The organism is Streptomyces sp. MNU76 (genome assembly GCF_020982545.1).
GTDB lineage: Bacteria > Actinomycetota > Actinomycetes > Streptomycetales > Streptomycetaceae > Streptomyces.
The window spans coordinates 31,889-58,061 of sequence record NZ_JAJKLK010000030.1; the positions used below are offsets into that span (position 1 = coordinate 31,889).

Annotated in this window: 24 protein-coding genes and 4 pseudogenes; 17 read left to right on the plus strand and 11 right to left on the minus strand. The window is 68.4% G+C overall.

Annotated features, from left to right (window positions below; translation table 11 throughout):
- Positions 1-84: 84 nt before the first annotated feature.
- A pseudogene (locus E4N62_RS43785) lies at positions 85-518 on the minus strand (transposase); the annotation flags it as partial.
- Between the two features lie 30 nt (positions 519-548).
- Positions 549-1,654, minus strand: a pseudogene (locus E4N62_RS43790) (serine hydrolase domain-containing protein).
- Positions 1,655-2,764: 1,110 nt separating this feature from the next.
- Here E4N62_RS43790 and E4N62_RS43795 point away from each other — a divergent pair.
- The 3 genes from E4N62_RS43795 to E4N62_RS43805 all read left to right on the plus strand — a co-directional run bounded on the left by E4N62_RS43795 (position 2,765) and on the right by E4N62_RS43805 (position 4,410).
- Entirely contained in the window at positions 2,765-3,133 is a 369-nt protein-coding gene (locus E4N62_RS43795) for a helix-turn-helix transcriptional regulator (protein WP_230223807.1), read from the plus strand.
- Positions 3,134-3,340: 207 nt separating this feature from the next.
- Entirely contained in the window at positions 3,341-3,883 is a 543-nt protein-coding gene (locus E4N62_RS43800) for a winged helix-turn-helix domain-containing protein (RefSeq protein ID WP_230223808.1), read from the plus strand.
- Positions 3,880-4,410 (plus strand): transposase, encoded by a 531-nt coding sequence (locus tag E4N62_RS43805; RefSeq protein WP_230224215.1) that lies wholly within the window; start codon positions 3,880-3,882, stop codon positions 4,408-4,410. The genes E4N62_RS43800 and E4N62_RS43805 overlap by 4 nt, the downstream gene beginning before the upstream one ends.
- 29 nt (positions 4,411-4,439) lie before the next feature.
- Here the strand turns inward: E4N62_RS43805 and E4N62_RS43810 are convergent, their stop codons facing one another.
- Together E4N62_RS43810 and E4N62_RS43815 are read right to left on the minus strand one after the other, a co-directional pair.
- Entirely contained in the window at positions 4,440-5,579 is a 1,140-nt protein-coding gene (locus E4N62_RS43810; protein WP_230223809.1) for an amidohydrolase family protein, read from the minus strand.
- Positions 5,580-5,642: 63 nt separating this feature from the next.
- A complete protein-coding gene (locus tag E4N62_RS43815) occupies positions 5,643-5,903 on the minus strand; it encodes a hypothetical protein (protein WP_230223810.1) in 261 nt (86 codons plus the stop codon).
- A gap of 104 nt (positions 5,904-6,007) precedes the next feature.
- Here E4N62_RS43815 and E4N62_RS43820 point away from each other — a divergent pair.
- Positions 6,008-7,283: pseudogene (locus tag E4N62_RS43820) on the plus strand (IS701 family transposase).
- Positions 7,284-7,711: 428 nt separating this feature from the next.
- On the opposite strand, the gene E4N62_RS43825 reads toward E4N62_RS43820, so the two are convergent.
- Together E4N62_RS43825 and E4N62_RS43830 are read right to left on the minus strand one after the other, a co-directional pair.
- Entirely contained in the window at positions 7,712-8,896 is a 1,185-nt protein-coding gene (locus E4N62_RS43825) for an IS701 family transposase (RefSeq protein WP_230218229.1), read from the minus strand.
- Between the two features lie 218 nt (positions 8,897-9,114).
- Positions 9,115-9,351, minus strand: coding sequence for a hypothetical protein (locus E4N62_RS43830; RefSeq protein WP_230223811.1), 237 nt, complete (start codon positions 9,349-9,351; stop codon positions 9,115-9,117).
- A gap of 454 nt (positions 9,352-9,805) precedes the next feature.
- On the opposite strand from E4N62_RS43830, the pseudogene E4N62_RS43835 reads away from it, so the two are divergent.
- Positions 9,806-10,072, plus strand: a pseudogene (locus tag E4N62_RS43835) (transposase); the annotation flags it as partial.
- A 464-nt stretch (positions 10,073-10,536) separates the two neighbouring features.
- Here the strand turns inward: E4N62_RS43835 and E4N62_RS43840 are convergent.
- Entirely contained in the window at positions 10,537-11,190 is a 654-nt protein-coding gene (locus E4N62_RS43840; protein ID WP_230223813.1) for a hypothetical protein, read from the minus strand.
- A gap of 80 nt (positions 11,191-11,270) precedes the next feature.
- The gene (locus E4N62_RS43845; RefSeq protein WP_230223815.1) at positions 11,271-11,921 is read right to left on the minus strand and encodes a hypothetical protein; all 651 of its coding nucleotides are present in this window, start codon (positions 11,919-11,921) and stop codon (positions 11,271-11,273) included.
- Between the two features lie 511 nt (positions 11,922-12,432).
- On the opposite strand from E4N62_RS43845, the gene E4N62_RS43850 reads away from it, so the two are divergent.
- Together E4N62_RS43850 and E4N62_RS43855 are read left to right on the plus strand one after the other, a co-directional pair.
- Positions 12,433-13,347 carry an FHA domain-containing protein gene (locus tag E4N62_RS43850; protein ID WP_230223817.1) on the plus strand — a complete coding sequence of 305 codons (915 nt, stop codon included), beginning with the start codon at positions 12,433-12,435 and terminating at the stop codon, positions 13,345-13,347.
- A gap of 14 nt (positions 13,348-13,361) precedes the next feature.
- Positions 13,362-13,754: a hypothetical protein gene (locus tag E4N62_RS43855; RefSeq protein WP_230223819.1), complete on the plus strand. Its 393-nt coding sequence runs from the start codon at positions 13,362-13,364 to the stop codon at positions 13,752-13,754.
- A 921-nt stretch (positions 13,755-14,675) separates the two neighbouring features.
- Here E4N62_RS43855 and E4N62_RS43860 read toward each other — a convergent pair.
- Both E4N62_RS43860 and E4N62_RS43865 read right to left on the minus strand, forming a co-directional pair.
- Positions 14,676-14,981: a hypothetical protein gene (locus tag E4N62_RS43860; protein ID WP_230223821.1), complete on the minus strand. Its 306-nt coding sequence runs from the start codon at positions 14,979-14,981 to the stop codon at positions 14,676-14,678.
- 159 nt (positions 14,982-15,140) lie between these two features.
- Positions 15,141-15,593 (minus strand): hypothetical protein, encoded by a 453-nt coding sequence (locus E4N62_RS43865; RefSeq protein ID WP_230223823.1) that lies wholly within the window; start codon positions 15,591-15,593, stop codon positions 15,141-15,143.
- 486 nt (positions 15,594-16,079) lie between these two features.
- On the opposite strand from E4N62_RS43865, the gene E4N62_RS49970 reads away from it, so the two are divergent.
- Positions 16,080-16,427 carry a DUF6009 family protein gene (locus tag E4N62_RS49970; protein ID WP_374117244.1) on the plus strand — a complete coding sequence of 116 codons (348 nt, stop codon included), beginning with the start codon at positions 16,080-16,082 and terminating at the stop codon, positions 16,425-16,427.
- Here the strand turns inward: E4N62_RS49970 and E4N62_RS43875 are convergent.
- The gene (locus E4N62_RS43875) at positions 16,408-17,346 is read right to left on the minus strand and encodes a ScbA/BarX family gamma-butyrolactone biosynthesis protein (protein WP_230223825.1); all 939 of its coding nucleotides are present in this window, start codon (positions 17,344-17,346) and stop codon (positions 16,408-16,410) included. The two genes, E4N62_RS49970 and E4N62_RS43875, sit on opposite strands and share 20 nt — an antisense overlap.
- A gap of 290 nt (positions 17,347-17,636) precedes the next feature.
- Between E4N62_RS43875 and E4N62_RS43880 the strand changes: the two genes are divergently transcribed.
- The 9 genes from E4N62_RS43880 (at position 17,637) to E4N62_RS43920 (ending at position 25,862) form a co-directional block, all read left to right on the plus strand.
- The gene (locus E4N62_RS43880; RefSeq protein WP_230223826.1) at positions 17,637-18,872 is read left to right on the plus strand and encodes a cytochrome P450; all 1,236 of its coding nucleotides are present in this window, start codon (positions 17,637-17,639) and stop codon (positions 18,870-18,872) included.
- A gap of 37 nt (positions 18,873-18,909) precedes the next feature.
- Positions 18,910-19,653 (plus strand): HAD family phosphatase, encoded by a 744-nt coding sequence (locus E4N62_RS43885; RefSeq protein WP_230223827.1) that lies wholly within the window; start codon positions 18,910-18,912, stop codon positions 19,651-19,653.
- On the plus strand, positions 19,650-20,423 hold the full coding sequence (locus E4N62_RS43890; RefSeq protein WP_230223828.1) for an SDR family NAD(P)-dependent oxidoreductase: 774 nt from the start codon (positions 19,650-19,652) through the stop codon (positions 20,421-20,423). The genes E4N62_RS43885 and E4N62_RS43890 overlap by 4 nt, the downstream gene beginning before the upstream one ends.
- Positions 20,424-20,570: 147 nt before the next feature.
- The gene (locus tag E4N62_RS43895; protein ID WP_230223829.1) at positions 20,571-21,242 is read left to right on the plus strand and encodes a ScbR family autoregulator-binding transcription factor; all 672 of its coding nucleotides are present in this window, start codon (positions 20,571-20,573) and stop codon (positions 21,240-21,242) included.
- Between the two features lie 180 nt (positions 21,243-21,422).
- Entirely contained in the window at positions 21,423-22,037 is a 615-nt protein-coding gene (locus E4N62_RS43900; protein ID WP_230223830.1) for a ScbR family autoregulator-binding transcription factor, read from the plus strand.
- 230 nt (positions 22,038-22,267) lie between these two features.
- Positions 22,268-22,465 (plus strand): acyl-CoA carboxylase subunit epsilon, encoded by a 198-nt coding sequence (locus tag E4N62_RS43905; protein ID WP_230223831.1) that lies wholly within the window; start codon positions 22,268-22,270, stop codon positions 22,463-22,465.
- 119 nt (positions 22,466-22,584) lie between these two features.
- Positions 22,585-24,174, plus strand: coding sequence for an acyl-CoA carboxylase subunit beta (locus E4N62_RS43910; RefSeq protein ID WP_230223834.1), 1,590 nt, complete (start codon positions 22,585-22,587; stop codon positions 24,172-24,174).
- 11 nt (positions 24,175-24,185) lie between these two features.
- Positions 24,186-24,797, plus strand: coding sequence for a ScbR family autoregulator-binding transcription factor (locus E4N62_RS43915; RefSeq protein WP_230223836.1), 612 nt, complete (start codon positions 24,186-24,188; stop codon positions 24,795-24,797).
- Positions 24,798-25,046: 249 nt separating this feature from the next.
- Positions 25,047-25,862 (plus strand): AfsR/SARP family transcriptional regulator, encoded by an 816-nt coding sequence (locus E4N62_RS43920; protein WP_230223839.1) that lies wholly within the window; start codon positions 25,047-25,049, stop codon positions 25,860-25,862.
- Positions 25,863-26,173: the final 311 nt, after the last annotated feature.

Here is a 26,173-nt window from a genome sequence, read left to right on the forward strand (position 1 = left end):
TCACACAGAGATCATTTGGGGACTGCCAAAGGAGTGGGTCTTCCAGGATTTTCGTAGCTGGTGATCGCAGGGTTTGGCGGAGCGTCAGCTGAGCAGGATGCGCTGGCGGAGGAGCGGAAGCCGGCCCGGCCGTAGGTCTGGCGCTTGAACAGTTTGATCTTGTGGTTGACGCCCTCGGTGCGTCCGTTGTGCCAGGGCAGGGTGAGGGCGGCGCCGACGGCGGCCCGGTCGCGTTCCAGGCTGGTGGCGAAGGAGTGCAGGAAGGGCAGGTCGGCCGCGCGGGTTCGGGCGATCCAGGCGTTGAGCCGCCCGGGATTGCCCGGTGCGGGGGTGAGGAGTGCGGCGAAGTCGCTGACCTGGGTGGCCAGGGCGGTCATCTCCGGGCAGGCGGCGGACAGTTTGTCGCGTAGCGCGGCCTGTTCCTCCTTGAGGTGGGCGGGATCGGTGAGCAGGAGGCGGGTGGTGCGCCGCGGGGAGAGGGTGGCGTGGTCGGCTTCGACGCGGCCCTGGGTGATGTAGCTGAGTGACGCGGTCATCGTCCAGGAGCGTCAGCGGCGTTCGGGCAGGTCCGATTCGGCTGGGAGGACGGACAGCTCGGGCCGCGCGTGCGACGAAGCCTTCGCGGTCGGCTTCTTGCCGCAGAAAGCGGCTTCGAGGGTGCCGCCGAGCGCCGTGTTGGCGGACCCCTTGTTCGAGGTGTTGGCCATTGCGGAAAGGCTGCGCTTGCCGTCGCCGGACGCGAAGGCGTAGGTGTAGTAGCCCTGCACGGTGCCGGTGTGCCCGTAGACCTGCGTACCGCAGGACAGGTCGTAGCGGCGCAGACCGAGGCCGTAGAAGCGGGTGTTGGTGGTGTCGGTCGGCGTGACGGTGGTCATCGCCTTCAGCATCTGCGGCGACAGCAGCCTTCCCCTCATCAGCGCGGTGACGAAGGTGTTCAGGTCCGCCGGGCTGGAGATGACCGCTCCGGCCGACTGTGCCCAGGAGACCGTCTGCTCGGTGGAGTCCACCAGCGGCGCGCCGGCCTCGTCGGGGTGCAGATAGCCGTTCACGTGCAGGCCCGCGATACGGACGTCGGGGTGCACGTACGAGGTGTTGCGCAGACCCAGCGGCTTGATGATGCGCCGCTGGTACTCCTTGGCGACCGGCTTGCCGGTGATCTGCTCGATGAGCATGCCGACCACCACGAAGTTGGTGTTGGAGTACTGGTAGGAGACGCCGGGCTCGGTGGTGCGGGGCTCGCTGAGCGAAAGGTCGACGAGTTCCTGGTAGCTGAACACCCGGTTGCGTACGGCCTCGAAGCCGGGCACGGTCTGCTCGAACATCGCGTTGGTGTAGTCCGCGAGCCCGCTGCGGTGGGTGAGGAGGTGGCGCACCGTGATCCGGTCGTCGGGCAGCAGGCCGGGAAGATGACGGCTCACCGGGGCGTCGAGCTCCAGCCGCCCCCCTGGACGAGTTGGAGCAGCACCACGCTGGAGAAGGTCTTGCTGACGCTTCCGATGCGGAAACGTGCGCGGACGTCCATGGGGACGCCGGACTCCCGGTCGCGCACCCCCACGGTCCGGGCCCGGACGCCCTCGGGGCCGGTGAACCGGGCCATCGCCCCCGGTGCGCCTTCGGCCATGGCGGCGTCCAGCGCGGCGACCACGCCCTCCATGTCGGGTGCGGGTGTGGTCGCCTCGGTGGCGGCCGGGACGGCAGGGGCGGCGTGCGCGGCGGTGACGGGGACGACACCGGCGGCGAGTGCGGCGATCAGGGTGGCACCGGCGGCCAGACGTCGGCGATTGTTCAACGTCACGTCAGTTCCTCAAGTCGAATGGTGGGGCGAAGAGCGGCATGTTCGGTCCGCGTATCAGGCAGGGCACGGTCGGATCGGCTGCGCGGCCGATCCGCCCCCGTTTCTCGTGTTTCTGCTGCGCGGAGGCACAGCGATGGGCGCGGTCGGTCAGCCGCCACCGTCCCCCGTGGTCGGACACAGTCTGTTCACAGGCGGGGCCGTGACCCAGCTTTTCGAGCAGCTTCAAAACGTGTCCTCGTCGGCACCTTTGCCCAGGTTGTTCGAAACCTTTACCAAAACCCGTTCGTCTCAAGAGATGTCAGTACGTCGACGGGGGAGTGTTCATGGCCCGATTCTCCGAGTTGTGTCTGGGACCGCTGGAGACGGTGCCGGTGTCCGTCGTGGCGCAGCCCGGCGTGACCCTGATGTCGCTGTCGCGGATGCGCTGGGGGGGCCGTTCCCAGGGCCTGCACCCGACCTGGCGGCGCGCGGTACGTTCCGCGGTGCCCGAGGGGCCGAGGGGCCGAGGGGCCGAGGGGCCGAGGGGCCGAGCGAGTGTTACGGCCGCTGTTCGCCCCTGAATACTCGATGGTCCCTGACTGAGCACCCCCACGGCCCCGCTGTGGGAGACCGATCTCTCGGTCCAGCTCGACCGTCTGGCGGAGGTCCCGCCGCATCTGCTGCTGGGCGAGTTGGAGACGGACTTCGGGGGGACGGTCCCACGGCAGTGGCAGTCGGTCGTCGACCGGCCGAAAGTCTTCATCCACGCCTACGCGACCATTCTCAGCGCCGTGTGGGAAGCCTTCGGGCCGGTCTGGTCACGGGCCGGCGCCCTGCTGGACCGGGAGACGGAACGGGTGGGAGTGGCGGCCGTCAGCAACGCCCTGCCCCTCGTCATGAGTGGACTCGGACCCAAGATCCGCTTTTCCGGGCAGACGTTGTACGTGCCCGATCCGCACCCCGAGAAGTTCGAGCGGGGTGCCCGCCCGCGTGGTGCTGGTACCCATCGTGTCGGGCAACGGTGCCTCGGTCTTCAGCTTCGACCGCTCCGACACCGTGTGGTTCGGCTATCCCGCGCCCGGCCTGAACTCGCTGTGGACCGGCCAGGACACCACCTCCGGAACGGACCGGCTCAAGCTGGTGGTGGGCCCCCTGCGGGCGGGGATCCTGCGCGAGCTGGTCCGTCCGTGCACCATGGGGTCGCTGGCGTCCAGGCCCAGCTGCACGCCGGCGACCGTGACCTACCACTGCGGTCAGCTGGAGGCGGCCGGCCTCCTCACCCGGGAACGCCGAGGACAACACGTGGTCGCGCGACGCACGAATTCGGGCGGTGCACTGGTCGGTCTGCTGTCGGGGTGAGCCCGCGGGCCGGGAACCGACCGTCCGCACAGGGCGCGAACGGCCACCCTGACATCCGTCAGGAGGGTCTGTACGGTCTTCGGCCGTACTCTCGCCTTACAGCAAAGCATTCTTTCACTCCGGCCGACGCTGGCGTATCACTGAGGTTGAACTCGCAGTGGCGGGTGGGGAGCTGACGTTTCGTGATCGTTGCGGTATGCCGGAGGGATGAGGTATGCGCAGGGTGGTGGGCTGACGCCCAGGCGGCAGGCAGCTCGCGAGCAGCTGAGGCTGGAGGCCGCGGAGCGGTTCGCGGGCGGCGAGAAGACCGCGGACATCGCGCGTGAGCTTCGGGTCGGGGAGCGCCAGGTGGAGAAGTGGCGCAGAGCGTGGCGCGAGGGCGGGGCGGAGGCGCTGCGCTCGAAGGGGCCGATGTGCGTGGAGCTGCTGAGTCCTGCGCAATGGGAGCGTCTGGTGCGGGAGTTGGAGCGCGGGACGCTGGCGCACGGCTGGGATGAGGATCAGGGCTGGACGCTGGTGCGGATCCGTGCGCTGATCATCCGGTTGTTCCTGGTGGAGTACACGGTGCAGGGGGTGTGGAAGTTGATGCGGCGGCACGGCTGGTCTGCGCAGGTGCCGGCGAGGCGGGCGCTGGAGCGGGACGACGCGAGTGTCGAGCGGTGGCGGAGTGAGGTGTGGGAGACCGTAAAGCCACCGCGGCGGCCCGGGACGCCTACATCTGCTTCGAGGACGAGGCCGGGCAGGGGCTGAGGCCGCCGAAGGGGCACACGTGGGCGCCGCGCGGCCGGACACCGGTGGTACGGGTGCGCGGCTCGAACCGGGGACGGGTCTCCGTGGCGGGCGTGGTCTGCTTCAAGAGCGGTGAACGATCGCGTCTGATCTACCGGTTGCACGTGTACCGGGGACGGAAGGGTGAGGCGAAGAGCTTCGGATGGCAGGACTACCGCGACCTGATCGTCGTAGCGCACAACCAGCTCAAGGCCCCCGTGGTCTGGGTCTGGGACAATCTCAACGTCCATCTGGTCGACGAGCTCGCGCTGTTCTTCGTGGAGAACGAGGAGTGGCTGACGGTGTTCCAGTTGCCGTCGTACGCTCCTGAGCTCAATCCGCAGGAGGGCATCTGGTCGCTGGTCAAGCGCGGCCTGGCCGATTTCGCCGCCGCCAACCTCGACCACCTGGCCCGCGTCATGAAGCGCAAGCTCAAGAAGATCCAGTACCGCCCGGAACTGATCGACGGCTGCCTCACCGAGACCGGACTGATCATGAGTGCCGGATGATCGACCGGCCCGCCACTGCGAGTTCAACCTCAGCACTTCACGGGCAATTTCATTCTGAACAGTTTCTCTGCATTTCGGAACGCAATCTTTTCCTTGTCTTCGCGTGGCAAATCGACTCCGCGGAACCAGTCGGTCTGCTCCTTTATGTCCGCGAACGGGTAGTCGGTTGCGAACATCACTCGATCCACGCTTATGTACTTCAGCAGGAGATCGAGCAGTTCGGTCTGGGGGAATGCGCTGGTTGTGACCCAGAAGTTGTCCTGGAAGTATTGCCCGATGGGCTTCTCGAGCGAGTCTTCGGTTGGCTCGCCCATGTCATTGACGATCCGCTCGTAGTAGAAGGGAAGACCTTCGCCCATGTGGCCGATGATGATTTTCAGTTCGGGGAATCTGTCGAAAACCCCGTACGTGATCATCCGAATGCATTGGGTCAGCACCTCCTGGTGCCAGCCATATCCAGACCCACTGAAAATGTAGTCTTGGTACTCTTCCGTGTATTTAGACCGTGTGGTGCTGTAGTAGATCTTGAAGACCTCGTCAGCTGGATAGCCGGGATGCAGGTAGATCGGCACATCGAGAGCAACGGCACGTGCCAGCACAGGCTCGAAATCGGGATGATCGAGATACTTCTTCGCGATGTGTCCGTTGGTCAGTGCGCCCAAGAAGCCATCTTCCCGAACCGAGCGTTCCAGTTCGTCCGCCGCCGCCTCCGGGCTCTGCAAGGGCAAGGTGGCGAAAGCCTTGAAGCGGCCCGGATATTTGGCGATTGGCCCGTCTACAAGTTGCCGGTTAAGGTGATGGGCAAGGTCGATGCCCTTTTGTCCAGGGACATTTTGTACGGAGGGTGTATGAGCAGAGAGGATTTGAACGTTGAGTCCCCCCGCATCCATATCGCCGATGCGGCGTTGACCTAGATCCGAAAGACCAATCTCCTCAAGGAACGCTATGTGATCCTGATTGATGGAGTTCAGCTTCAACAACGTGGGAGTCGAAAAGGTCTCCTCCGTGCCGATGAAGGGCAGGTCCCGGTCTCGCAATGCAATGTCCGCAGTCTTGTCCGCAGTCTTGTTCCCGTCCGCTGCCGAAACGGCGGCATACGCGGACAAGCCGGCACCAGCGCCAAGTGCCGTGGAAGCGGCTAGAAAGCCGCGACGTCCCATAGACTTCATGTCAGTCTCTCCTCAGGTGTTTGTGTGGTGCGGTATCCGTGCGGCATCCGTCTGCGAGATGCTTCAGATCGACCCTTCGTCGTTACCAGGCGCGCCCAGGTGTCCACCCACGCCGCGCCCCCCTTCGACCTCGACGCCGGCCGCGCCGGTTCCGCCGAAACACTGCCAGCCGAGACCACGGGTCTTCGCGTCCTGCTCGCGCACCACGGCAGCGCCGCCCGACGGCACCGCGTACACGACGGCGTGGTGCGCGATGGCAACGTTCTCCGGTGCGAATCGGGTCCCGGTCAGGAACGCCGTCGTGGTCAGGCCCGGATCGATCACCTGGCACCGGTACCCGTCCGAGCCGCCGCCCTCCGGCGGCACGGGCGTCTAGTAGGGCTCCGTTACGTCTGTCTGTCGGTCCTGTTTGGGGGAACGCTGAAGGTGTGGACGCACATGAAGTGAACCGGGCTCGGGCGACGTTGGCGTTATTCGTGGCTGACGTGTTCGCGTCGGTGCCGCGCAAGGATCAGCGGGCGAAGGGCGACTGCTACCTGCGGGGACTGATGCTGGACGGACGGCGGAAGTCGATCCAGCCGATGGCGGAACGGCTGCCCGACGGCAACGAGCAGAACCTGCAGCAGTTCGTGAACCAGTCGACGTGGGATCCGGTGCCGGTGCGGCGGCGGATCGCCCAGCGGATGGTGCCGAGAATCGGCCCGGAGGCGTGGGCGGTCGATGACGTGTCGTTCCCCAAGGACGGGAAGATGTCGGTGGCGGTCGCGCGCCAGTACTGCGGGGCGCTGGGCAAGCGGGCCAACTGCCAGGTCGCGGTGAGTGTGCACGCGGTCTCCGACACCGCGTCCTGTCCGCTGCAGTGGCGGCTGTTCGTGCCCGAGGAGTGGGCGGACGATGCGGTGCGGCGGCAGAAGACCGGGATACCGCAGGAGGTCGGGCACCGGGAGAAGTGGCGTCTGGCCCTGGACATCCTCGACGAGCTGGCCGGGTGGGGTCTGGTGCCGCCGGTGGTGGTGGCCGACGCCGGCTACGGGCAGAACGCCGACTTCCGCGACGGTCTGAGCGAGCGGGGCATCGGCTATGTCGTGGCGGTCCGTTCGGACGTGACGGTCCACCCGCACGACGTGCGGCCCACCGCCCCGGCCTGGTCCGGGAACGGTCGCAGGCCGCAGCCCCGCTACCGGGACAAGCCGTCCTCGGTGGCAGCGCTGGCTCAGGAGCACGGACGGCAGGCGTTCACCGAGGTGACCTGGCGTGAAGGCTCCCGCGGGCCGATGCACTCACGCTTTCTGGCGCTGCGGGTGCGGTACCGGGGTGAGGGCCCGCCGTCTGGCCCAAGCCGCCGCCACTGCCGAGCACGGCCACTGGGACGGTGTCCTGCCCGAGGTGACGCTGCTGGTCGAATGGCCCCAGGACGCCGAAGCACCCACCGACTACTGGCTGTCCAACCTGCCCGCCGACACACCGATCACCGAACTGGTCCGCCTGTCCAAGATCCGCTGGCGCATCGAGCACGATTACCGGGAACTCAAGCACGGCCTCGGCCTGGACCACTTCGAGGGCCGCTCCTGGAACGGCTGGCACCACCACGTCACCCTGGTCACCGCCGCCCACGCCTTCCTCACCGAACAGCGCCTGTCCCCAAAAGCCGATACAGCGGACTCACCCTCTACCAGATCCTCGACGCCATCCAGGACCTGCTGAACTGCTGGACCGGCACCTGCACCACCTGCCACCGCCCGCTGCCCAGAACATCCACCACCAGCCAGAACCCAAGAGCCAGAGCAACCTAACGGAGCCCTACTAGGGGGTGTTTCGAAAGTCCCGCACAGCACCCGCGGCGCCCGGCACGCACTCTCGCCGCACCGGCCGAGACCCCAAGTACGTCCAGTACGAGGGCTTTCGTCCGGCACGCCGAGAGCACGCACCGGACACCGCGGGCACCGCACAGGACTTTCGAAACACCCCCTAGTACTGCAACGGTGCTTGTTCTGAGTACTGGGCAGTTCAGGGGCTGTGTCCGCGTCGTTTGTAGTGGCTGATGCGGGCTTGGTGCTGGCGTCGGCGGCGCCAGTGGGACCAGTGCAGGATGTGGTCGACCGGTGCTGGTCGGCGGTTGGTGAGGCGGGTTATCAGGCGTCGGATTTCGGCGAGGCTGAGGTGGATGAGCTGGGAGGATCCGTTTCTGCTTTGTCCGTGTCCAGCTGTCGGGCCCGCAGGACGGTCAGGCAGGCGTGGGCGGCCATGGCCAGAGTCATGTGGCGGTGCCAGCCGGGGTAGCGGCGGACCTGGTAGTCGTCCAGGCCGCATTCCTGCTTGGCGGTCTGGAAGCATTCCTCGACCGCCCAGCGGCTGCCCGCGATGCGGATCAGCTCGTCCAGCGTCGTGTCGGCGGGACAGTAGGCGATGTAGTAGGAGATCTCCTCGGGCCTGCTCACGCTGCGGCGGGCGAGGACCCAGTGCCGGCGGTCCTCGCGGTGCCAGGGCCTCACTTCGACGCGGGCCCAGTCGTAGATCCGTCGGCCATGTGCTCCCTCGCCGCAGGAACGGCGTTTCCATTTCTGCCGGGGCAGGCCGGGGAACAGGTCGTGGACGGGGTGGTCGATGGACCAGCGGGTGACGACGGTGTCGTGCCGGGTGGTGGCCATGACGTGGAAGACGTCCGCTTGCTCGAGCTCGAACCGCCAGCCCTTGCTGTAGCCGTAGGCGGCGTCCGCCGTGACCCAGGCGAACGGGATCTTGTCGGCGATGGCCCGGCGGACCATCGCCTTGGCCATGGCCACCTTCGTGGCGAAGGCGACGTGGTCGTCGATGCCCGCCCGGCGGCAGCGTTCCCGGTCGTCCGTCCAGGACGTGGGCAGATACAGACGGCGGTCGATCAACGTGCGTCCGCGGCCGGTGGCGTAGGCGAGGAACACGCCGATCTGGCAGTTCTCCGTGCGGCCGGCGGTGCCGGAGTACTGCCTTTGCACCCCGGCCGAACGGACGCCCTTCTTCAGAAAGCCGGTGTCGTCGACGATCAGGACGGCATCGCTGTCTCCGAGGTGTTCCACCACGTAGTCGCGTACGTCGTTCAGGACCTCGTCGGCGTCCCACTCAATCCGGTTCAGCAGCCGGTGGATGCGATCGGGACCCGCGTGTCCTGCCTCCTCCGCCAGCGTCCAGCCGTTCTTGCGCTGCAGCGGCGCAACCAGCCCACGCATGTAAGCCAGCGCCGACTGACGCGGCTCCTCCCGGTTGAACCGGTGCACGAACCGCTCATGCAGAGCACCCAGTTCACCCGCCCACAACCTGACATCAGCAAGGTCCCCACCCATGACCACACCAACGACAGAGCTGGCCAGCAGTCACGGCAAAGACCGTTGCAGTACTAGGGGGTGTTTCGAAAGTCTTGTGCGGTGCCCGCGGTGTCCGGTGCGTGCTCTCGGCGTGCCGGACGAAAGCCCTCGTACTGGACGTACTTGGGGTTTCGGCCGGTGCAGCGAGAGTGCGTGCCGGGCGCCGTGGGTGCTGTGCGGGACTTCCGAAACACCCCCTAGGCCTCGGCCATCCTCAGGTCGAGGAACCGCTCGCCGACGCACAGCGTCTGGGGTGGAACTGACGACCCGTTCGCGTGCGCGCTGTGCGGGCCGGTCACGGCGGGCGCCGCACTGTTGTCGGCGTGCGACCCGCGGGCGGCGACAGCGAACGCCGTCGCCAGCGCCCTGGTGGCCGCCCCGAACCTCAACCGCCCGGGCGGCGCTTTCCGTGACGGCGCTGCGTCGACTGCCATCACCAGCCTCCTACATACGGGTTGCATCGCTTATCTGGATGCCTACTTCCTACCGAGCGAACCTGAGACGAACGTTAGAACCCGTCCTTGAACCGTCGTGGTGCAGAGGCCGGACGGATGCTCGACGGCCGACGCTGTCGCATATGGCTCTCGTCGCCCCGTGGATCCATGTTGTGTATCGGTGCCAGAATCCCTGAATGCGCTCGACCGATGACACGATGCCGGTCACTCTCTGGCCAGCGGACAGCGAACTGCGTCCCGTTATCGAACAGTTGGCGCAGTTCTACCGTCATGACATGTCGGAGTGAGCTGCCCCGAGGGTTGCGTCCTGGGAAGTGGTGTACGGGTTCCCACCTGATCCGGGTGTTTGGCCTGGCGTCGGAGTGAGGGCCCGGATATGAGAACGGCCACCGGCTGATCTTCGAGATGTCGAAGCTCGAAGGAGATCAGCACGATGACCGCACCCGACAGTCTGCCCCTGCACGCCCTCGCCGAGGAGAATCTCGCCGCGGCGAGTCCCGATCTGCTGCGCGCGATGATCAAGACGTTCGCCGACGCCCTCATGTCCGCCGAGGCCGACGCCCTCTGCAACGCCGAATACGGGCAGGTCAGCGACGAGAGGGTCAACCACCGCAACGGCTATCGCCCGCGCGAGTGGGACACCCGCGCCGGGACCGTCGAACTCGCCGTCCCCAAGCTGCGCCAGGGCAGCTACTTCCCGCATTGAGAGGTTTTCAACCTGAAATTGCAGGTCGCGGGGCTTGCGTGGGTCGTGGATGGGGTGCTCGTGCCGGTCAAAGACGTGATCGTCGGTAGGTGATCGTCCGTCAGCAGCTGACTTCCGCGGTCGTCAGCACGAGCTGGCGGGAGGTGACCTGGCAGAAGTAAAACCAGCAGGGCGGCGGCCGGGCGTGGATCTGCTTCGAGGAAGAAGCGGGCGGGACCGGCCGGTCGCCCAAGGGCCGCACGTGGGGTCGGCGCGCCAGCACCCCGAGAGTCAAGGTTCCGGCCGCAGGCGTTGAGGGCTCTCGGCGGCCTGCTGCTGTGCTGCTGGTCCGGCCTGCCGGCCGCCTGATCCCGTGCCGGCTGGTACGTCGGGGGGCATGCGGTATCCGGACGCGGACGAAGCTGATCACGGCGTCGGTGGCTGATGCTGAGGGGCGGTTCTGACGACGCCGTGACCTCTCATCCCTGGACCTGGCAGTAGTCCTGGGTCGTCTTGTCGCCGGGGATCGGGATTTTCGTAGCGCAGCCGGTCATGGCCCACTTCAGGTCGAGGATGTACTGACCGGAGTCCGCGGGTCCCTTGTCGGAGACGTAGTTGATCGACGCCCGGGGCACATGGCCGCCTTCCTTGCCGAACTTCATGACGAAGAGCAGCTCGGTGTAGCCGTTCGCCTGGTCTGCCGCGTCCTCGCAGGACTGGGTGATCAGGTGACCGTTGATCTTGCTCGTGAAGGTCCCGACCGCTTGTCCATCGAGGTCATCGAACTTGGGCGGGCGGCCGAGGGCACTGACGAAACCGCTGGTCTCGGCCGTTCGCGAGCCGTCGTCGCCGAAGGCGATCTGGCTCTTTCGGACGGTCCGCAGATACGTCCGTACCTCAAGCGGCTCGACGTCAGCCTCGTACTCGATGTCTCGCAGGGAAATCCTGTCCCCCGGGTACCGGGCACACAGCACGAACGAGCCGAAACTCCCGTACCACGGGACCGTCTTGGGGGCTTGAATGCTGACACCTCCCGTGCCGGAGCTGGCGGACAGCGGACCGCACTTCCCTGAGTCGTCGTGATGGACGCGCCCCAGGGAGTCCGCGTCGGAACATCCGGCCAATGGCAGCACGCATGCCAGGAGAGCAGCAGCCAGGGCCGGAGCCCGCCGCACTGTCGTGCGGCGGGCTCCGCTAGCGGCGACGGAAGCCGTCACCTCTTCTTCTCCTGGACCTTGTCGGCCGTGGCAGGCATGCTGTTGTTGCCGCACATCTTCTTCGCGCTTCCCGACACGTTGTAGATCAGCTTGTGCGTGGAAGCGTATGCCCGCTGGCTGCTCAGGTCGATGCCGATCACATCCTTCATCTTCACGCCTCCCTCAAGGTAATAGTCCTTGCCGTCGGTACGGGTCCGGTACCAGTCTCCGGACGCGACGTTCGCGCACTGGGTCCAGTTCGGGGCAGTGGCTGTGTAGGTGTCGGTGCCGCCCGTCTCCTTGCGAGGCTGCCACTTGGAATAAGTCCCGGTACCGCCGCAACCACCGCTGGTGTAGCGGTACTTCCCGTACTCCACCTGCGTCTGGTAGCCGCGCTTGCCGCTGCTCTTATTCCAGTTGAAGCCCCATCCGGCCGTAGCGCTCTTGGAGCCGCCCGCCTTCCAGCTGCCGGAGATGTTGCTCGCGACGCCGTACTTGGTCGACGCGCTTGAGCTGAACTCGAGCGTGGCGGTGTTCCCTCCGACGGGGTAGGTGGTGGCACCGGGAAGACGAACTCCGTCCCCGCGTACCCGGTCGCCCGGAACGTCACCACGAAGTGCGCCGCCGTACCGGCGCCGGCCCGGTTGCGTACCCGGGCGTGGAACCAATTGTCCTGGCCGTACTCCAAAGAACGAGGGCTTCAACCGCGACGACTTCCACATCGACTTCGACTGCCAGCAGGTCACCTGCCCCCAGTGCCAGGTCAGCGCCGGCTGGCACGGCCCCTACCCGACATCCTCGCCCACAGCCGCCCCGCTGACGCCGACGTGGCTGCCTGACGAGCAGGCTGAAACGAGCGGACAGGCAGCACAGACGGTGACCTGACCTGCGGCCTAGCCTTCGGCGCGATCACGGTGGTGCTGCGGCGTCTGGATCAAGGCGCCGTGGACCGAGGAGAGGCGGGCGGGTGCAGGCCGGAGTCGCGGAGACCAGCCCGTCGGGATCGGAGGGCTGCGGGCCGAGGGGACGGCGGCCGAACGTACTGCCGAGATCCGGCCGTCCGGTTGCTGTGGCAGGACGGGGCCGACCGGCCTTTACTGGAAGGAGGGGATCACCGGTACAGGCGGCCAAATCATTTCGTCCGCCGCCGGGTGCTTCGCCAAGGCAGGAGGTCGTGCCATGGACCCGCCTCAGCGAGGGCGCAGCTTGCCGCAACTCGTGGTCGACCGACCGGACCGGATGCGCGGCCGGGTCTTCGTCATCGGCAACCAGCCGATGCTGGTCGGGCGGGACTCCGACTGCCAGATCCAGGTGGGCGATCCGGGTGTCAGCCGACGGCACGCGGTGGTGTGGCGGGCCTCGGGCCGGACCACCGTCGAGGATCTCGCCTCCACCAACGGCACCATGGTGAACGGGCACCCGGTGCTCGGGCAGCAGGTGCTGCACTCGGGCGACGTGCTGGATTTCGGGCCCCTGGAAGTGCATTACGAAGAGCGGCGCTCCGCCGACCGGACCGTTCAGGCCCCGAAGCCCGGAGCCGGCGGCACCCCGGGCGGTACCGCGGACACCATGCCGGGCTGGGGCCCCGCCCATGCGCCCGGGCCCCCGCCTCACGGCGCTCCCGGCGCAGGGCCGCCACCCGCCGGCCCGCCGGGCGGCGGGCGGCGGTTCGACATCGGAGGACAGCAGGCCGACCGGCTGAGCAACATCGCCGGGGATCAGTACAACTACGTTCAGCAGGCGCAGCGCGAGAGCTTTTTCAAAGAGATCGCCGCGACCCGTACCAGGGCGCGACACCTGATCCTGCTCGGCTTCCTGCTGTTTTTGGTCGGGGGCGGAATCTACGGCTGGGTGATCATTCGATTCATTTCCGGCGCCGACGACGATATTTCGTCGGGGAGTTCGAACTTCGACTCTTCCCCGGAACTGCTCGGGCCGAAGGTGGCCGGGGTGCCGGTAGGGGCGGTCGGGTTCGCGATGGCGGCTGTCGGGACGGTCCTGATGGTCATCGGGATTGTTCTGCACGTCGTGGCGACGTCCCGACGCCGCCGTTTCGAGGATGCCGAGCGGCAGGCGTTCTGGCGGCAGCGGTGAGGAGATGGGGAGCCATGGCCTTCAACATCGGCAACCAGCAGGGCGGCGTGGTCAACAACGTCGCCGGGAATCAGACCGTTCACGATGGCCAGTCGGCCGTCTTCACAGCGGGCGGGCAGGAGGTACGCGGCCTGGTCCGCGAACTACGGGCGTCCATCGAGCAGACGGCACTGCCGCCGGCCATCGAGCCCGAGGTGCGGGCCGAACTGGACTCGCTGGACGAGGAGGTCGCCCGGCCGGAGCCAGACCGAAAGGCGGTGGCGGGCCGGCTCGGCCGGATCACCCGGCTGCTGTCCTCGGCGGGTGCGCTGGCCACGGCCGGCACGAGTTTGATCGGGCCGCTTGGAGCGCTCGCGGGCTGGCTCGGCGCACTCGGCCAGCCGATCCTGCGGGCGATCTCAGGCTGACGGGAGGAGGCTGCTGATGGAAAAGAGCCATGACCCCTCGGACAGAGGTCACCCGGGCCGGACACCCGGCTTCAACCGCTCACCACAGGGATCACCAAACGGGCAAAAGCCTCGGTAGCTACTATTGGTGAGCGAGATTCGATGTCATCAGGCCGTCCTCGCAGCGGCTGGCGCCTCCGGTGGAAGGCTGCGCCCCGGGCGTCCTCCACCCGGTCCCGCGCCCCCTGCTACCCCAGGGTCGGACAGCACAGCGGTGATGACGTCCTCCGCCTCCGTGAAGGCACTGGTGCGGGCGTGCCGCCGCTCGGCGTCCTGCACCCGCCGTTATCTCAGGTGTCGAGCGGGCGACAGGCAGGTTGACCGCCCCGGCATCTCGAAGCGACCCGCGACGGCACCCGGTACGTCGCGGCCGGTCATGCGCAGGCGGAGGTGATGGCGGGCAGCACCCGGCATCAGGTTGTGACGGTCACCCGGCGGCGGCCTGGAGCGTCCTCTCACCCGGCAGGGCCAGCCGCTTGCACCTGGTCGTCGACTTCGGCACGGTTCGGGCAGCCGGTACGGGAGATGGAGGGCCAAGACCACGAAGGGCTCGACATGAACCCGGCCGGCCGCGGCGAGCGCTTGCCGACGATCGCCGAGGGCGCGTCTATCGCCCACCCGGTCCGGCTGCCTGAGGCAGGGGTGCTGCGGCGAGCGCCGCTGCCGGTGCCACGCTCGCCCTGGACGGCGCCACCTACCCCGCTGCCCTCAAACGGGCCGCCATCGCGTTCGCCACCGTGGCCAGCCTCCCAGCCGCCGTCACGGCCGCGCTCGCCGCCGTATGCTCGTGACCTGCCGAATACCGGGATCGAGTCGGTAGGTCCGACAAGGTCGTCGCCGGCGGCCTCGACGAGGCGGATGTCGCCCTTCTCAGCTCCGCCATCACCGCGAGCCCTGTACAGCCCCTTCACCGCTGAAGTGGTCGAGAACTTCATCGCTGCAGTCGTCCGCGCCGACCCGCGTTCGTGTGAAGGCCAACACGCCGTCGTCATTGCCTTCACTCTTTGCCTTGGCCAGCTGCGTCTCGATGTCCGCGATGTACTCGGCGCACTCGGCGCTGACAGGCTTCTCGGGTTGCGGGTCAGGCGCCGGAAAGGCGTTCAGCGCTGCGGTGGCAGCCATGCCGGCCACGCACAGCACCGCCCGCGCGGCGACCCAGCAGCGGTTCATCCGTAACGGCTCGGGCATTTAGGCATTCTACGAGCGTGGCAGCGGGCTGTCGCCGAAAGATCAATAAGCGCGACTCGTACGTCACGGCGAAGATCACCAACCGGGGTCTGGCGCGCTGGTGTGCGCAAGGACGTCGGCAGCACCCGCACGAGCCAGGGGCCTGCGGTGGCCGGTCGATCAGGGGCGGGCGGCGTTGAAGAGGGGGTCGAGCGGATCGCCCTCGCCTCCGACGACGAGGCAAGCCGCTGCTGCCGGTCCCCGGGAGCGCTCAACGAGCCGGGCCAGGACCGTCGCCTGGGATGGCAGTTCATCCGGGTCGATTCCGAGCGCCCGGGCCGCACGGTCCCGTTGCCGTGCGAAGTCAGGCAGGTCTTCCCGGTGCTCGTCGGCGACCGCCTGGAGTTCTTCGGGCGTCCGGCCTGGAGCGTCTCGCCACCACGGTGCCACGAGGCGTAGCTGCATCAGCTCCGGCAGTCCGAGTGCGAGCAGGTCGGCCTCGCCGGCAAGGCCCACGTACACCACTGGGCGTTCCTCACCGTCCTCGCCGACGAAGCAGAACGCGTCCCCCGACCCGGCTCGCGCGAACTGCTCCAGCCGGGTCCCGGAGGCGAGCCGGACCCCCTCGTCCAACTCGTGAGAGTCCGGGTACGTCGCGTCGAGGTCCGCGACGTCGGCAAAGAACGCGACGGCCCTCTCATCCGTTCTCAGAAGGGGCTGTAAGGCACCCGGCACATCGGGCCGCCAGGTGGGCGCAACTGACCCGGCCGGTGCGTTCGATCCGTCCACCCGGCCACCGTATCCCTGGCTGGACAGCGGTGAGTTGGTGGTGCAGTCGTGCGTTACCCGGGGCGCAGCTCTGAGCGATGAGGCGCGAACGGATCAAGCGGCGCGACGGGTGGTTTTTGGGACGCCTCACGGGCCGGAGTCGAGCCGGACCGCTCCTGTGAAACGTGGGTACCTCCACCGGGCCGAGTCGGTCGTGGAAAGCCTGGACCCGCCCGGCGGTAGGCCTGTGTCCGCCCGATACTGCAGCTGCCGGGCGCCGTCAGCGGCGGGCTGGAGCGGCTCATCTGCACACGAACGGCGGGAGCCGCGTCCTCATCCGATCAGCCGCCGGTGTATCGCCGTCCCGGCACGAGGGGATGCTGTTCTTCTCGGGGGCACACGGGACGTGAGCGGGGCATCGTTGCGGGCGGCCTGTACGCGAGCGGGGCGCCCGCGGAGGCCGTCGACCCGTGCACGCTCGCGCCCGGCTGCAAGGGGTGCGAGACCGGGCGGTGCGAGGGGACCGCCGTCGGCGGCGGTGGGGAGCTGGGGAGCACGTTGCCGTTGCGGACGGCCGGGTGGCGGTGGAACGGTGCCGTCCGCGGGCCCGGTCGTGCGGCTCGCGGACGGACGGTGGTACGCGGCAGTGGTGCGGGGACAGCGGTTGCCGGTGTCGCCGTCAGCCGGCCGAACCGGTGATCGTCGAGGTGAAGACCGTTTTCCCGTCCTGATGGCCGGTGACCTGTACGGCCGTCATGCCGTCTGCTGTCGCGGTCACCTGGGCGATGTCGAGGAAGCAGGGCCGGTCGAGTTCGGCGTACTGGAAGAACTCGGTCGACGCGCTCACCGGGACCAGCCTGCACGGGGCGGCTGCCGCGCAGGCCGCCTGGCGGGCGCCCTCCAGCAGCACCATGCCGGGCAGGTGGTCATCGCAGTGGTCGAAGAAGATCGGATGGGCGAGATCCGGGGTGAGCAGCCAGCGGGTGGGTGTGTCGGTGGCGGAGAGGACCACGTCGGACACGGAGGTACGGCCCACGGCCGCCGGGGCCAGTGGCGCACGCTGGGTGCGCAGATCGAACGAAGGCCCCGCCCAGGGTTTCCGGCTCGCCCGCAGCCGTTCGTAGACGGCCGGCGGAGTGGTCGAGAAGGTACCGGCCCCGGTTGCCACGAGGTTGTCCTCGCGGTGGATGGACAGTTCCATGCGCATCCAGTTGGCCACGCCCCGGCGCCAGGTGATCTCTGTGCATCGCGCCCGCAGATCGAAGTCGGTCGGCGTCGCGGCGATCCGCAGGTGCTCGGGGTACGTGGTGTGGGTGAGGTTCCACATCACGAACCGTTGCCCGAGCGGGACGTCGAGCTCGGCGTGTGCGAGGAACATCCCTGCCTGACGGAAGGTCTCCGCCACCTGCAGGGGGTCATGCCTGGTCCCGTCGCTGAAGAACGTGTGCGCCCGGGGCCACTGCCCCGTGAGGGAGAAGCGCTGGTTCCCCTCGCTGGTGCAGCCGGTCAGAAACACCTCGGCCAGACAGGCCCGGTGGACGTACTCCTTCGGGACCGTGGTGGTGAGCCGGGGCAACGCCGGTGGGGCGATTGCGTGTTGGGCAGCGGGCAGAACCATCGAAGACCCCCCTGACTTGATGTCTGTGCGACAACGGCTAATAAGATACGGACCTACCGGTTTTCTTGACGGACCCCAAAGGTAAAGGATTAGTCAAGGGTCGAGCGGTCTGCTGAATGAAAGATTCCGCCGCGCCAGGCCAAGTCGCAGACTTGCGTGGGGTATTGACAAGTTTTTGGCCAGATGGGTAACGATAGGTTCAGGTGACGTTACGCTTCGCGATCAGTCTGTGTGAAGCTAAAAACCTTATGCGCGGTTTGTTTTAATGATCGTTCGCAAGGAGGCAGCACGTGCACACCTCACCTGTCCCGCTCGTCCTCGACCCCACCGGCCAGGATCTGCACGGCGAAGCCCGCCGACTGCGGGAGCTCGGCCCCGTCGCCCCGGTCGTACTGCCCGGAGGCGTCACGGCCTGGGCGGTCAACCGGCACGACCTGATCAAGCAGGTGCTGATGGATCCGCGGGTGTCCAAGGACGCCTACCGGCACTGGCCGAAGTGGATCAGCGGAGAGGTGAACCACACGTGGCCGCTGGCGATGTGGGTGTCGGTGCGCAGCATGCTCACCGCCTACGGCGAGGAGCACACCCGCCTGCGGAAGCTGGTCGCCGGTGCCTTCACGGCCCGGCGCGTGGCCGAACTGAAGCAGAGGATCAGCGAGATCACCGACGAACTGCTCACCCGGCTCGAGACGGTGCCGCCCGGTCGGACAGTGGACCTGCGCCGGGAGTTCGCCTACGAACTGCCCATACGGGTGATCTCCGAACTGCTGGGACTCGAAGGCCGGGAGAGCCAGGACTTCCATCGCGTGGTGAGCGTCCTGTTCACCACCTCCACGGACCCGGCGCTGGCCCAGGAGAACCAGGCCGAGCTGTACGCGCTGCTGGGCGGTCTCGTCCGGCGCAAGCGGGCCGAGCCGGCCGCCGATCTCACCAGTGCGCTGATCGCGACACGTGACGAGGGCGGTGGGGGACTGAGCGAGAAGGAACTCGTCGACACCCTCCACCTGATTCTCGGGGCGGGACACGAAACGACCGTCAACCTCCTCGACCACGCCATCTGCGCCCTGCTCACCCACCCCGAACAGCTCGGTCGCGTGCGCGAGGGCGTCGTCGGCTGGGAGGCGGTGGTGGATGAGACGCTGCGGTGCCAGGCGCCGGTGGCGAACATCCCGCTGCGTTTCGCCGTCGAGGACATCGATCTCGACGGAACCGTCGTCCCCGCCGGAGACCCCATCGTGCTGTCTCTGGTCACCGCCGGCCGTGATCCCGAAACCCACGGCGACGACGCGAGCACGTTCGATGTCACCCGTTCCACGCGCCGCGATCACCTGGCCTTCGGACACGGGGTGCACCACTGCCTGGGCCGGCTCCTGGCCATGAGCGAGGCGACGATCGCGCTCCCGGCTCTCTTCGAGCGGTTTCCCGATCTGCGGCTGGCGGTCCCGGCCCACGAGCTCGGCCTTCTCGAGTCGTTCATCTCCAGCGGGCACACGGAACTTCCGGTGCTGCTGGCACCCATGTCCTGACCTTCCCCCGAACTCCGCGGTCCTCCAGGAGACTTCCATGTCCCAGGCCCCACTGCGTACCCTGCGGCTCGCCGCCGTCGACATCGACGGAGTGCTGCTCGACGACACGTTCAGCCCGGTGATCCACCGCCTCGCGGTCCGCTGGGGACTCGACTACACGCCCGAGTTGGAGCACGCCGTCTTCTCCCGGTCGCGCCTGACGGCGGCACGGGCGTTCGTGGAGGCCGCGGGGGCCCCGATGCTCCCGCACAAGATGATCGATCTCTACTTCGCCGAACGCGAGCGGTACCTGCGCACCCATCCGGTCCGGGTGGCCGACGGAGCGCTCGCCCTGTTGCGTCGGCTGCGCGCGGCCGGACTGCAGATCGTGTGCTACGGCGGCCTGGACAAGAGCCACTTCGACCGTCACCTCGGCGCATGGGCTTCCTGCTTCGCCGGGCCGCGCTACGTCTGCACCGATGGATTCCGCCCGGGAATCACCGAGATCACCCAGGACGTGTGGGGACTCGGCTACGACCAGGTGCTCTTCATCGACGACGTGGCGAGCGTCGCCGAGGAGGCGAAAGAACTGGGCGTCGCCTTCGTCGGTCACCCCAGCTCCTACGCCCACGGCTTCCAGCGCCGGCTCATGCGGGCAGCGGGTGTGCGGCACGTGGTGGAGTCCCTGTCCGACATCGACGCGGACCTGCTTTCCACCCTGGACCGTGATGCCGCCGAGGGGACCCTCTGGCGGCGCCGGGGGGCCGGGCCCGCGATCCTCACGAGAGGACCGCGGCCATGACCGGCGGCCCCGCGGCTCCGCTCAAGGGGAAGGTCGCCCTCATCACCGGCGCGAGCAGCGGCATCGGAGCGGCCGCGGCACAGGTCTTCGCCCGGCAGGGAGCCGTCGTCGTGCTGGCGGCGCGTCGGGGGAGCCGGCTGAGCCAACTCGTCGACGACCTGCGCCGCACCGGAGCCGAAGCGAGATACCACGTCGTGGACGTGCGCGACGGCGAAGAGATCCGGCGGGTGGTGGACCTCACGGTGCAGCAGTACGGCAGCCTGGACGTGGCGTTCAACAACGCCGGGGCGGGGATCGACAAGACGCCGCTGCACCTCATCGACGACGCGGCGTACGAGCTGATCATGGGGACGAACGCCCGGGGCACCTGGAACTGCCTGCGGTACGAGATCGCCGCGATGCTGGCGGGCGGGGGAGGGGCGATCGTCAACACGAGCAGCGTGGGCGGCCTGGTCGCGTCCGCGGCCGGCGCGCCCTACATCGCCTCCAAGCACGCCGTGATCGGTCTGACCAAGGCCGCGGCGGTGGAGTACGCACCGCACGGGATACGGGTCAATGCGATCGCCCCCGGCCTGACCCGTTCGGAGATGGTCGAGGAGTGGTTCGCCCTCAACCCGGCGGGGGAGAAGCGGGCCTTCGCCTCCGCCCCGCAGGCCCGGGCGGCCGACCCGCAGGAGGTGGCGGAAGCGGCGGCCTGGCTCTGCAGCGACCTGGCGAGTTTCGTCACCGGCGCGACGCTGACCGTGGACGGGGGCCGTACGGCTTGGTGACTGTCGGGCCCCCGTCCCTCGCAGGACCGGCCCCCGTCCGTCGCAGGAGGTGACGCGGCAAGAGAAGTCCCGCGAGCAGGAGCAGACAGTGGCGCCGTGGGTAAGGTACGTAACGTTCGGTTTTTAATTTCGGCTGAGGAGCCCACCATGGCGCGCCAGGAACGTGCAGTACGGACCCGATGTGCTGTTATCAGGGCCGCAGCGGAAGTCTTCGCCGAACGGGGCTACGCCGCGGCGACGATCGCCGAGATCCTCGACCGGGCCGGGGTGACGAAGGGAGCGCTGTACTTCCACTTCGACTCCAAGGAGGCCTTGGCCCGGGGTGTGATCGAGGCTCAGATCACCGGCAGCGGCCACGTTCCCCGGGAGCTGAAGCTCCAGGAATGGGTGGACGTCGGCATGGTGCTGGCCTACCGGATCCCCCGCGACGTCGTTCTCCTCGCCGGCATCCGTCTGTCGGCCGACCTGCACAGCCGACGCCTGTTCGGCAGCGCCTGGCCCGCCTGGATCGAACTGTCGACCACCTACCTCGGCCTGGCGAAGGACCGGGGCGAGGTGTTGCCCCACGTCGTCCCCACCGAGACCGCCGAGTGCTTCCTCGGGGCCTGGCTCGGCACGCAGATGTTCTCCGAGGCGACCTCGAACTGGTCCGATCTGAGCCAGCGCGTCTCGGTCCTGTTCAACCACATCCTGCCGGCCATCGCCACGCCCGCGGCGCTGATCCGGCTGGACACGGCCCCCGACCGGGGGGCCCGGGTCGTCAAGGAAGCGCAGGGCCTCCGGCAGGCCGAGAACGCGCCCGAACACGCCGAGGTCTGACCCTCCGACGACCGCCCTCCTGCGCGTCGACGAGCCCTTCAGCCTTGCCCCACGCCGGACGAGGACCCGCAGCATGTCAAGTCCTTCTCGTGATGACACCAGCATCGGACTAGCAAACAGACCAAATATGCGGTTTGCTATTGTGGAGTCAGACCGGGAAGGGGCCATGTGGTCAAGCAGATGCGAGCTGCCAGGACGCGTCGCGCCCTCGTCCTCGCGGCGGCCGAGATCTTCGCCGACGAGGGATACGCTCTGGCCACGCTGCCCCTGATCAGCCGTAGGGCGGGCGTCAGCGCAGGAGCTTTGCACTTTCACTTCGCGAGCAAGGACGCCTTGGCGGCGGAGGTGGAGAGCGCGGCGACCGAGTCCGCCCGGAGACTGGCCGAGGGGTGCCGGTCCGCGACCGGCAGCTCGCTCCAGGCACTCGTGGACACCGTCTCCGGCCTGTTGCTCGCCGTCGCCACCGATCCCGTGGTCCGGGCCGGCTTCCGGCTGTGCGGCGACCCCTCCCGCAAGAACGGGGCACAGATGCTGCGTTGGTGGCAGCGTCGGGTGCGTGACCTCGTCGCCGAGGCGCAGGAGGCGGGAGAACTGACGTCGGCCGTCTCCGCCGAGGCCGCCACGACGGCCGTCGTCGCCGCCACTGTCGGATTCGGGGCACTGGGCGTGGCGGACGCCACCTGGCTCTCGGGCGAACGGCTCGCGCAGTTCTGGTCCCTGCTCCTGCCCCGGCTGGCGGCCTCGCTGAACCCAGGGGCGATCCCCGTGACGCGCAGGGGCGACGCGGCCGACTGAGACGCGGGGCCGGGATGCCTGAAGCGCGTCCGGGCTCTGCCCGCGTCGGCGGACCGGCCCGGGGCGACAGCCCCTCCGCCGGCAGAGCGTCTGCGCTCCGTACGCCGTGCGGGGCACTCCTCCAGGGCGCAGGGCCCGCTCGGAGGAGGGATCTCGACCGGGCCGAGAGCGGTTCTTGAGTGCGGTGCCCGACGGTTGCGGGGAATTCCGACGAAGAGGGAGCCGACCGGATGAGCAGCACGCGAGCGGTACTCCGGGTGGAGCGGGGCCGAGCCACGGACGCCGAACTCGCCGCGCTCACCGTCGTGTTGTTCTCCCTGCTGGCGGCCCGGGGCGAGGACACCGGGGAGGAGCAGACGCCCGACGTCCCGCCGTGGCGCCCGGAGCGGGCGCCCGACGCCTACCGCTCCCCGTACAGCTGGCAGTAGGCCGCCGCCGTCGTCGTTCATGGCTGATGCACGAACGGCCCGCTCATCCAAAACCGCCTGGACGGTTTGTTAGGATGGAAGTAGCTCCTCCGGGCCTCACCACGAGGGAGGGACACGCCGTGACCATTGTGAATGACATCCCCCGGACCTCGGGGGCGGCAGACGCCCGCGAGCGTGTGGCGGAACTGGGATTGGTGCGGGCCGAGGCGTTGGCCGGCCCCAGCGAGAGGGCGACCGAGGCGCAGCACGCCAAGGGCAAGCTGACGGCCCGGGAGCGCATCGAGCTGCTGCTGGATGCGGGTTCGTTCAACGAGGTCGAGCAGTTGCGCCGGCACCGGGCCACCGGGTTCGGTCTGGAGGCCAAGAAGCCGTACACCGACGGTGTGATCACCGGCTGGGGCACGGTGGAGGGCCGTACGGTCTTCGTCTACGCGCACGACTTCCGGATCTTCGGCGGGGCGCTGGGCGAGGCCCACGCCACGAAGATCCACAAGATCATGGACATGGCCATCGCGGCCGGTGCCCCGCTGGTCTCGCTCAACGACGGCGCGGGCGCCCGGATCCAGGAGGGCGTCTCGGCGCTGGCCGGCTACGGCGGCATCTTCCAGCGCAACACCCGGGCCTCGGGCGTCATCCCGCAGATCAGTGTGATGCTCGGTCCCTGCGCGGGCGGCGCGGCCTACAGCCCCGCCCTGACGGACTTCGTCTTCATGGTCCGTGAGACCTCGCAGATGTTCATCACCGGTCCGGACGTGGTCAAGGCGGTCACCGGCGAGGAGATCACCCAGAACGGCCTGGGCGGCGCGGACGTGCACGCCGAGACCTCCGGCGTGGCGCACTTCGCCTACGACGACGAGGAGACCTGCATCGCCGAGGTGCGCTACCTGCTGTCGATGCTCCCCCAGAACAACCGCGAGTACCCACCGTGCGTGCCGTGCGCCGATCCCCAGGCCCGGCGCTCACAGGCGCTGTTCGACCTGGTCCCGGCCGACGGCAACCGGCCCTACGACATGGCCAAGGTCATCGAGGAGATCGTCGACGACGGCGAGTACCTGGAGGTCCACGAGCGCTGGGCCCGCAACATCATCTGCGCCCTCACACGGTTGAACGGACAGGTCGTGGGTATCGTCGCCAACCAGCCGCAGGCGCTGGCCGGTGTGCTGGACATCGAGGCGAGCGAAAAAGGTGCCAGGTTCGTCCAGATGTGCGATGCCTTCAGCATCCCGATCGTGACCCTGCTGGACGTTCCCGGATTCCTGCCGGGAGTGGACCAGGAACATGAAGGGATCATCCGGCACGGCGCGAAGCTGCTGTACGCCTACTGCAACGCGACCGTGCCCCGGATCTCGCTGATCCTGCGCAAGGCGTACGGAGGCGCCTACATCGTCATGGACTCCCAGTCCATCGGCGCCGACCTCAGCTACGCGTGGCCGACCAACGAGATCGCGGTCATGGGTGCCGAGGGTGCCGCCAACGTCATCTTCCGGCGCCAGATCGCCGAGGCCGACGACCCCGAGGCGATGCGTGAACGCATGGTCAAGGAGTACAAGGCCGAGCTGATGCATCCCTACTACGCGGCCGAGCGCGGTCTCGTGGACGACGTCATCGACCCCGCCGAGACCCGCGAAGTACTGATCAACTCCCTGACCATGCTCCGCACCAAGCACGCCGACTCCCCTTCCCGCAAGCACGGCAATCCCCCTCAGTAACGGAGCACGCGATGGTCAAACAGGAAAGGGCGGCGCGGACCAGGGAGAACCTGATCAGGTCCGCGGCCGAGGTCTTCGACCGGGAGGGGTACGCGGTCGCCTCGCTCACCACCATCAGCGCGCAGGCCGGGGTGAGCAGCGGGGCACTGCACTTCCACTTCGCCAACAAGGCCGCGCTGGCGGAGGCTGTCGAGGACGCGGCGGCCCTGCGCCTGCGCGACATCGTGGATCACACCCCCGCGGTCGGTGGCCTGCAGAACCTCGTGGACACCACGCACCGGTTGGCGCGGGGACTGCGGGACGACGTGGTGCTGCGGGCGGGGTTCGAACTCGGCAGGGCGGCCGGCCTCGGGCCGCGGGTCGATGTGCGCGCGCACTGGCAGAACTGGGTCGAGTATCTGCTCACGCGCGCCGACCAGGCGGGTGAGCTGCGCGAGGACGTCTCCGCCCCGGCCGTGGTCACCGCCGTGGTGGCCACGACCGCGGGGTTCGACATGCTCGCCCGGCGCGACGGTGACTGGCTCTCCCGACGGACCGTCGCCAGGTTCTGGGAGCTGCTGCTGCCCACGCTGGCCGCCTCGGAGCTGCTCACCGCCCTGGATGCCCGCGGAACTCGCGGATAAGACCGGATGGTCTCTTTTATTCGCCCTCTTGGGCGTCCGGTCGACTTCCGGGCGCCTTCCTCGCAGCTTTCCGTCGGTAACTTAGGGGATATTGCAGTATTTTGTTAGGTTTCTTAGCGCGAGTGCCTCTCGGGGGTCTGCCGCAAACAGCACGGGTGGTCTGGTATTGACAAACCATCCGTGCTGTTTTTTTATGGAGTTCACAGGTCGAGATGCATCGGTCCTGAAGCCTGACTCCAGGGGGAGAACGTGGACATCGAAGTGCTGGGTGCGCTGTCGGTGCGCGAGAACGGAGTGTCGGTCGTCCCAACGGCGCCCAAGCCGCGGCAGGTCCTCGCCCTCCTTGCGCTCAACGCCGACCAAGTGGTCTCCGTGGCCACGCTCATCGAGGAACTGTGGGGCGAGAACCCACCGCGCAGTGCGCGCACCACGCTCCAGACCTATGTGCTGCAGCTGCGTGAGCTGATAGCCGAGGCGCTGGCGCACGACGAGAACGAGCGGTGCACCGCCAAGGACATCCTCACCACCGTCCCCGGCGGCTACCGCCTGCAGAGCCGGGGCGGCACCGTGGACTTCCGGGAGTTCGAGCGGCGCGCGGGAGCGGGCTACCGGGCCATGGACGCCGAGGACCACACCGGAGCCGCGCGCCGTCTGGCCGACGCGCTCTCGCTGTGGAAGGGCCAGGTGCTCACCGACATCCAGGCCGGCGGCCAGATCGACATGGAGATCCGGCGGCTGGAGGAGTCGCGGCTGTGCGCGCTGGACCAGCGCATCGAGGCCGATCTGCGTCTGGGCCGCCATCGTGAGCTGCTGTCGGAACTGACGGTGCTGGTCAAGCAGTACCGCATGCACGAGAGCCTGCACGGCCAGTTCATGCTGGCGCTCCACCGCTCCGGCCGACGCGGCGAGGCGCTGAGCGTCTACCAGCGGCTGCGGGCCACCCTCGTGGCCGAGCTGGGACTCGAGCCCTCCACGGCGCTCAGCCGCCTCCAGCGCTCGGTCCTCATGGCCCGCCCCGAGTCGCCGACCCCGCCCCGGCCGGCGCCGCGGGAGGCCGCCTCATGACCCGCGGCCCCGAACTGGCAGGCCGCTGAGGCGACTTCGACGCTGACCGGCGGCCTCCGCCGCGGGACCGGGGAGGGCAGGACAGGGTGGCCCCGGCACGGCGCCGCCGTACGCGCGGCTCACCGGTGAGGAGACGGTGGGCGGCCCGGGGCGGCGAGCAGGCGGAACGAGAGGCACCTCCCGGCGCGACGGCCGCCGGGTGCCGAGCGCCGGGCCGGCCCCGGCCCCGGCCCCGGCCCCGGCCCCGGTCACCGGGACGCGGTCCGGGACGGGGACCGAACCCGCCCGGGCCTCACCGACTCCCGCACGAC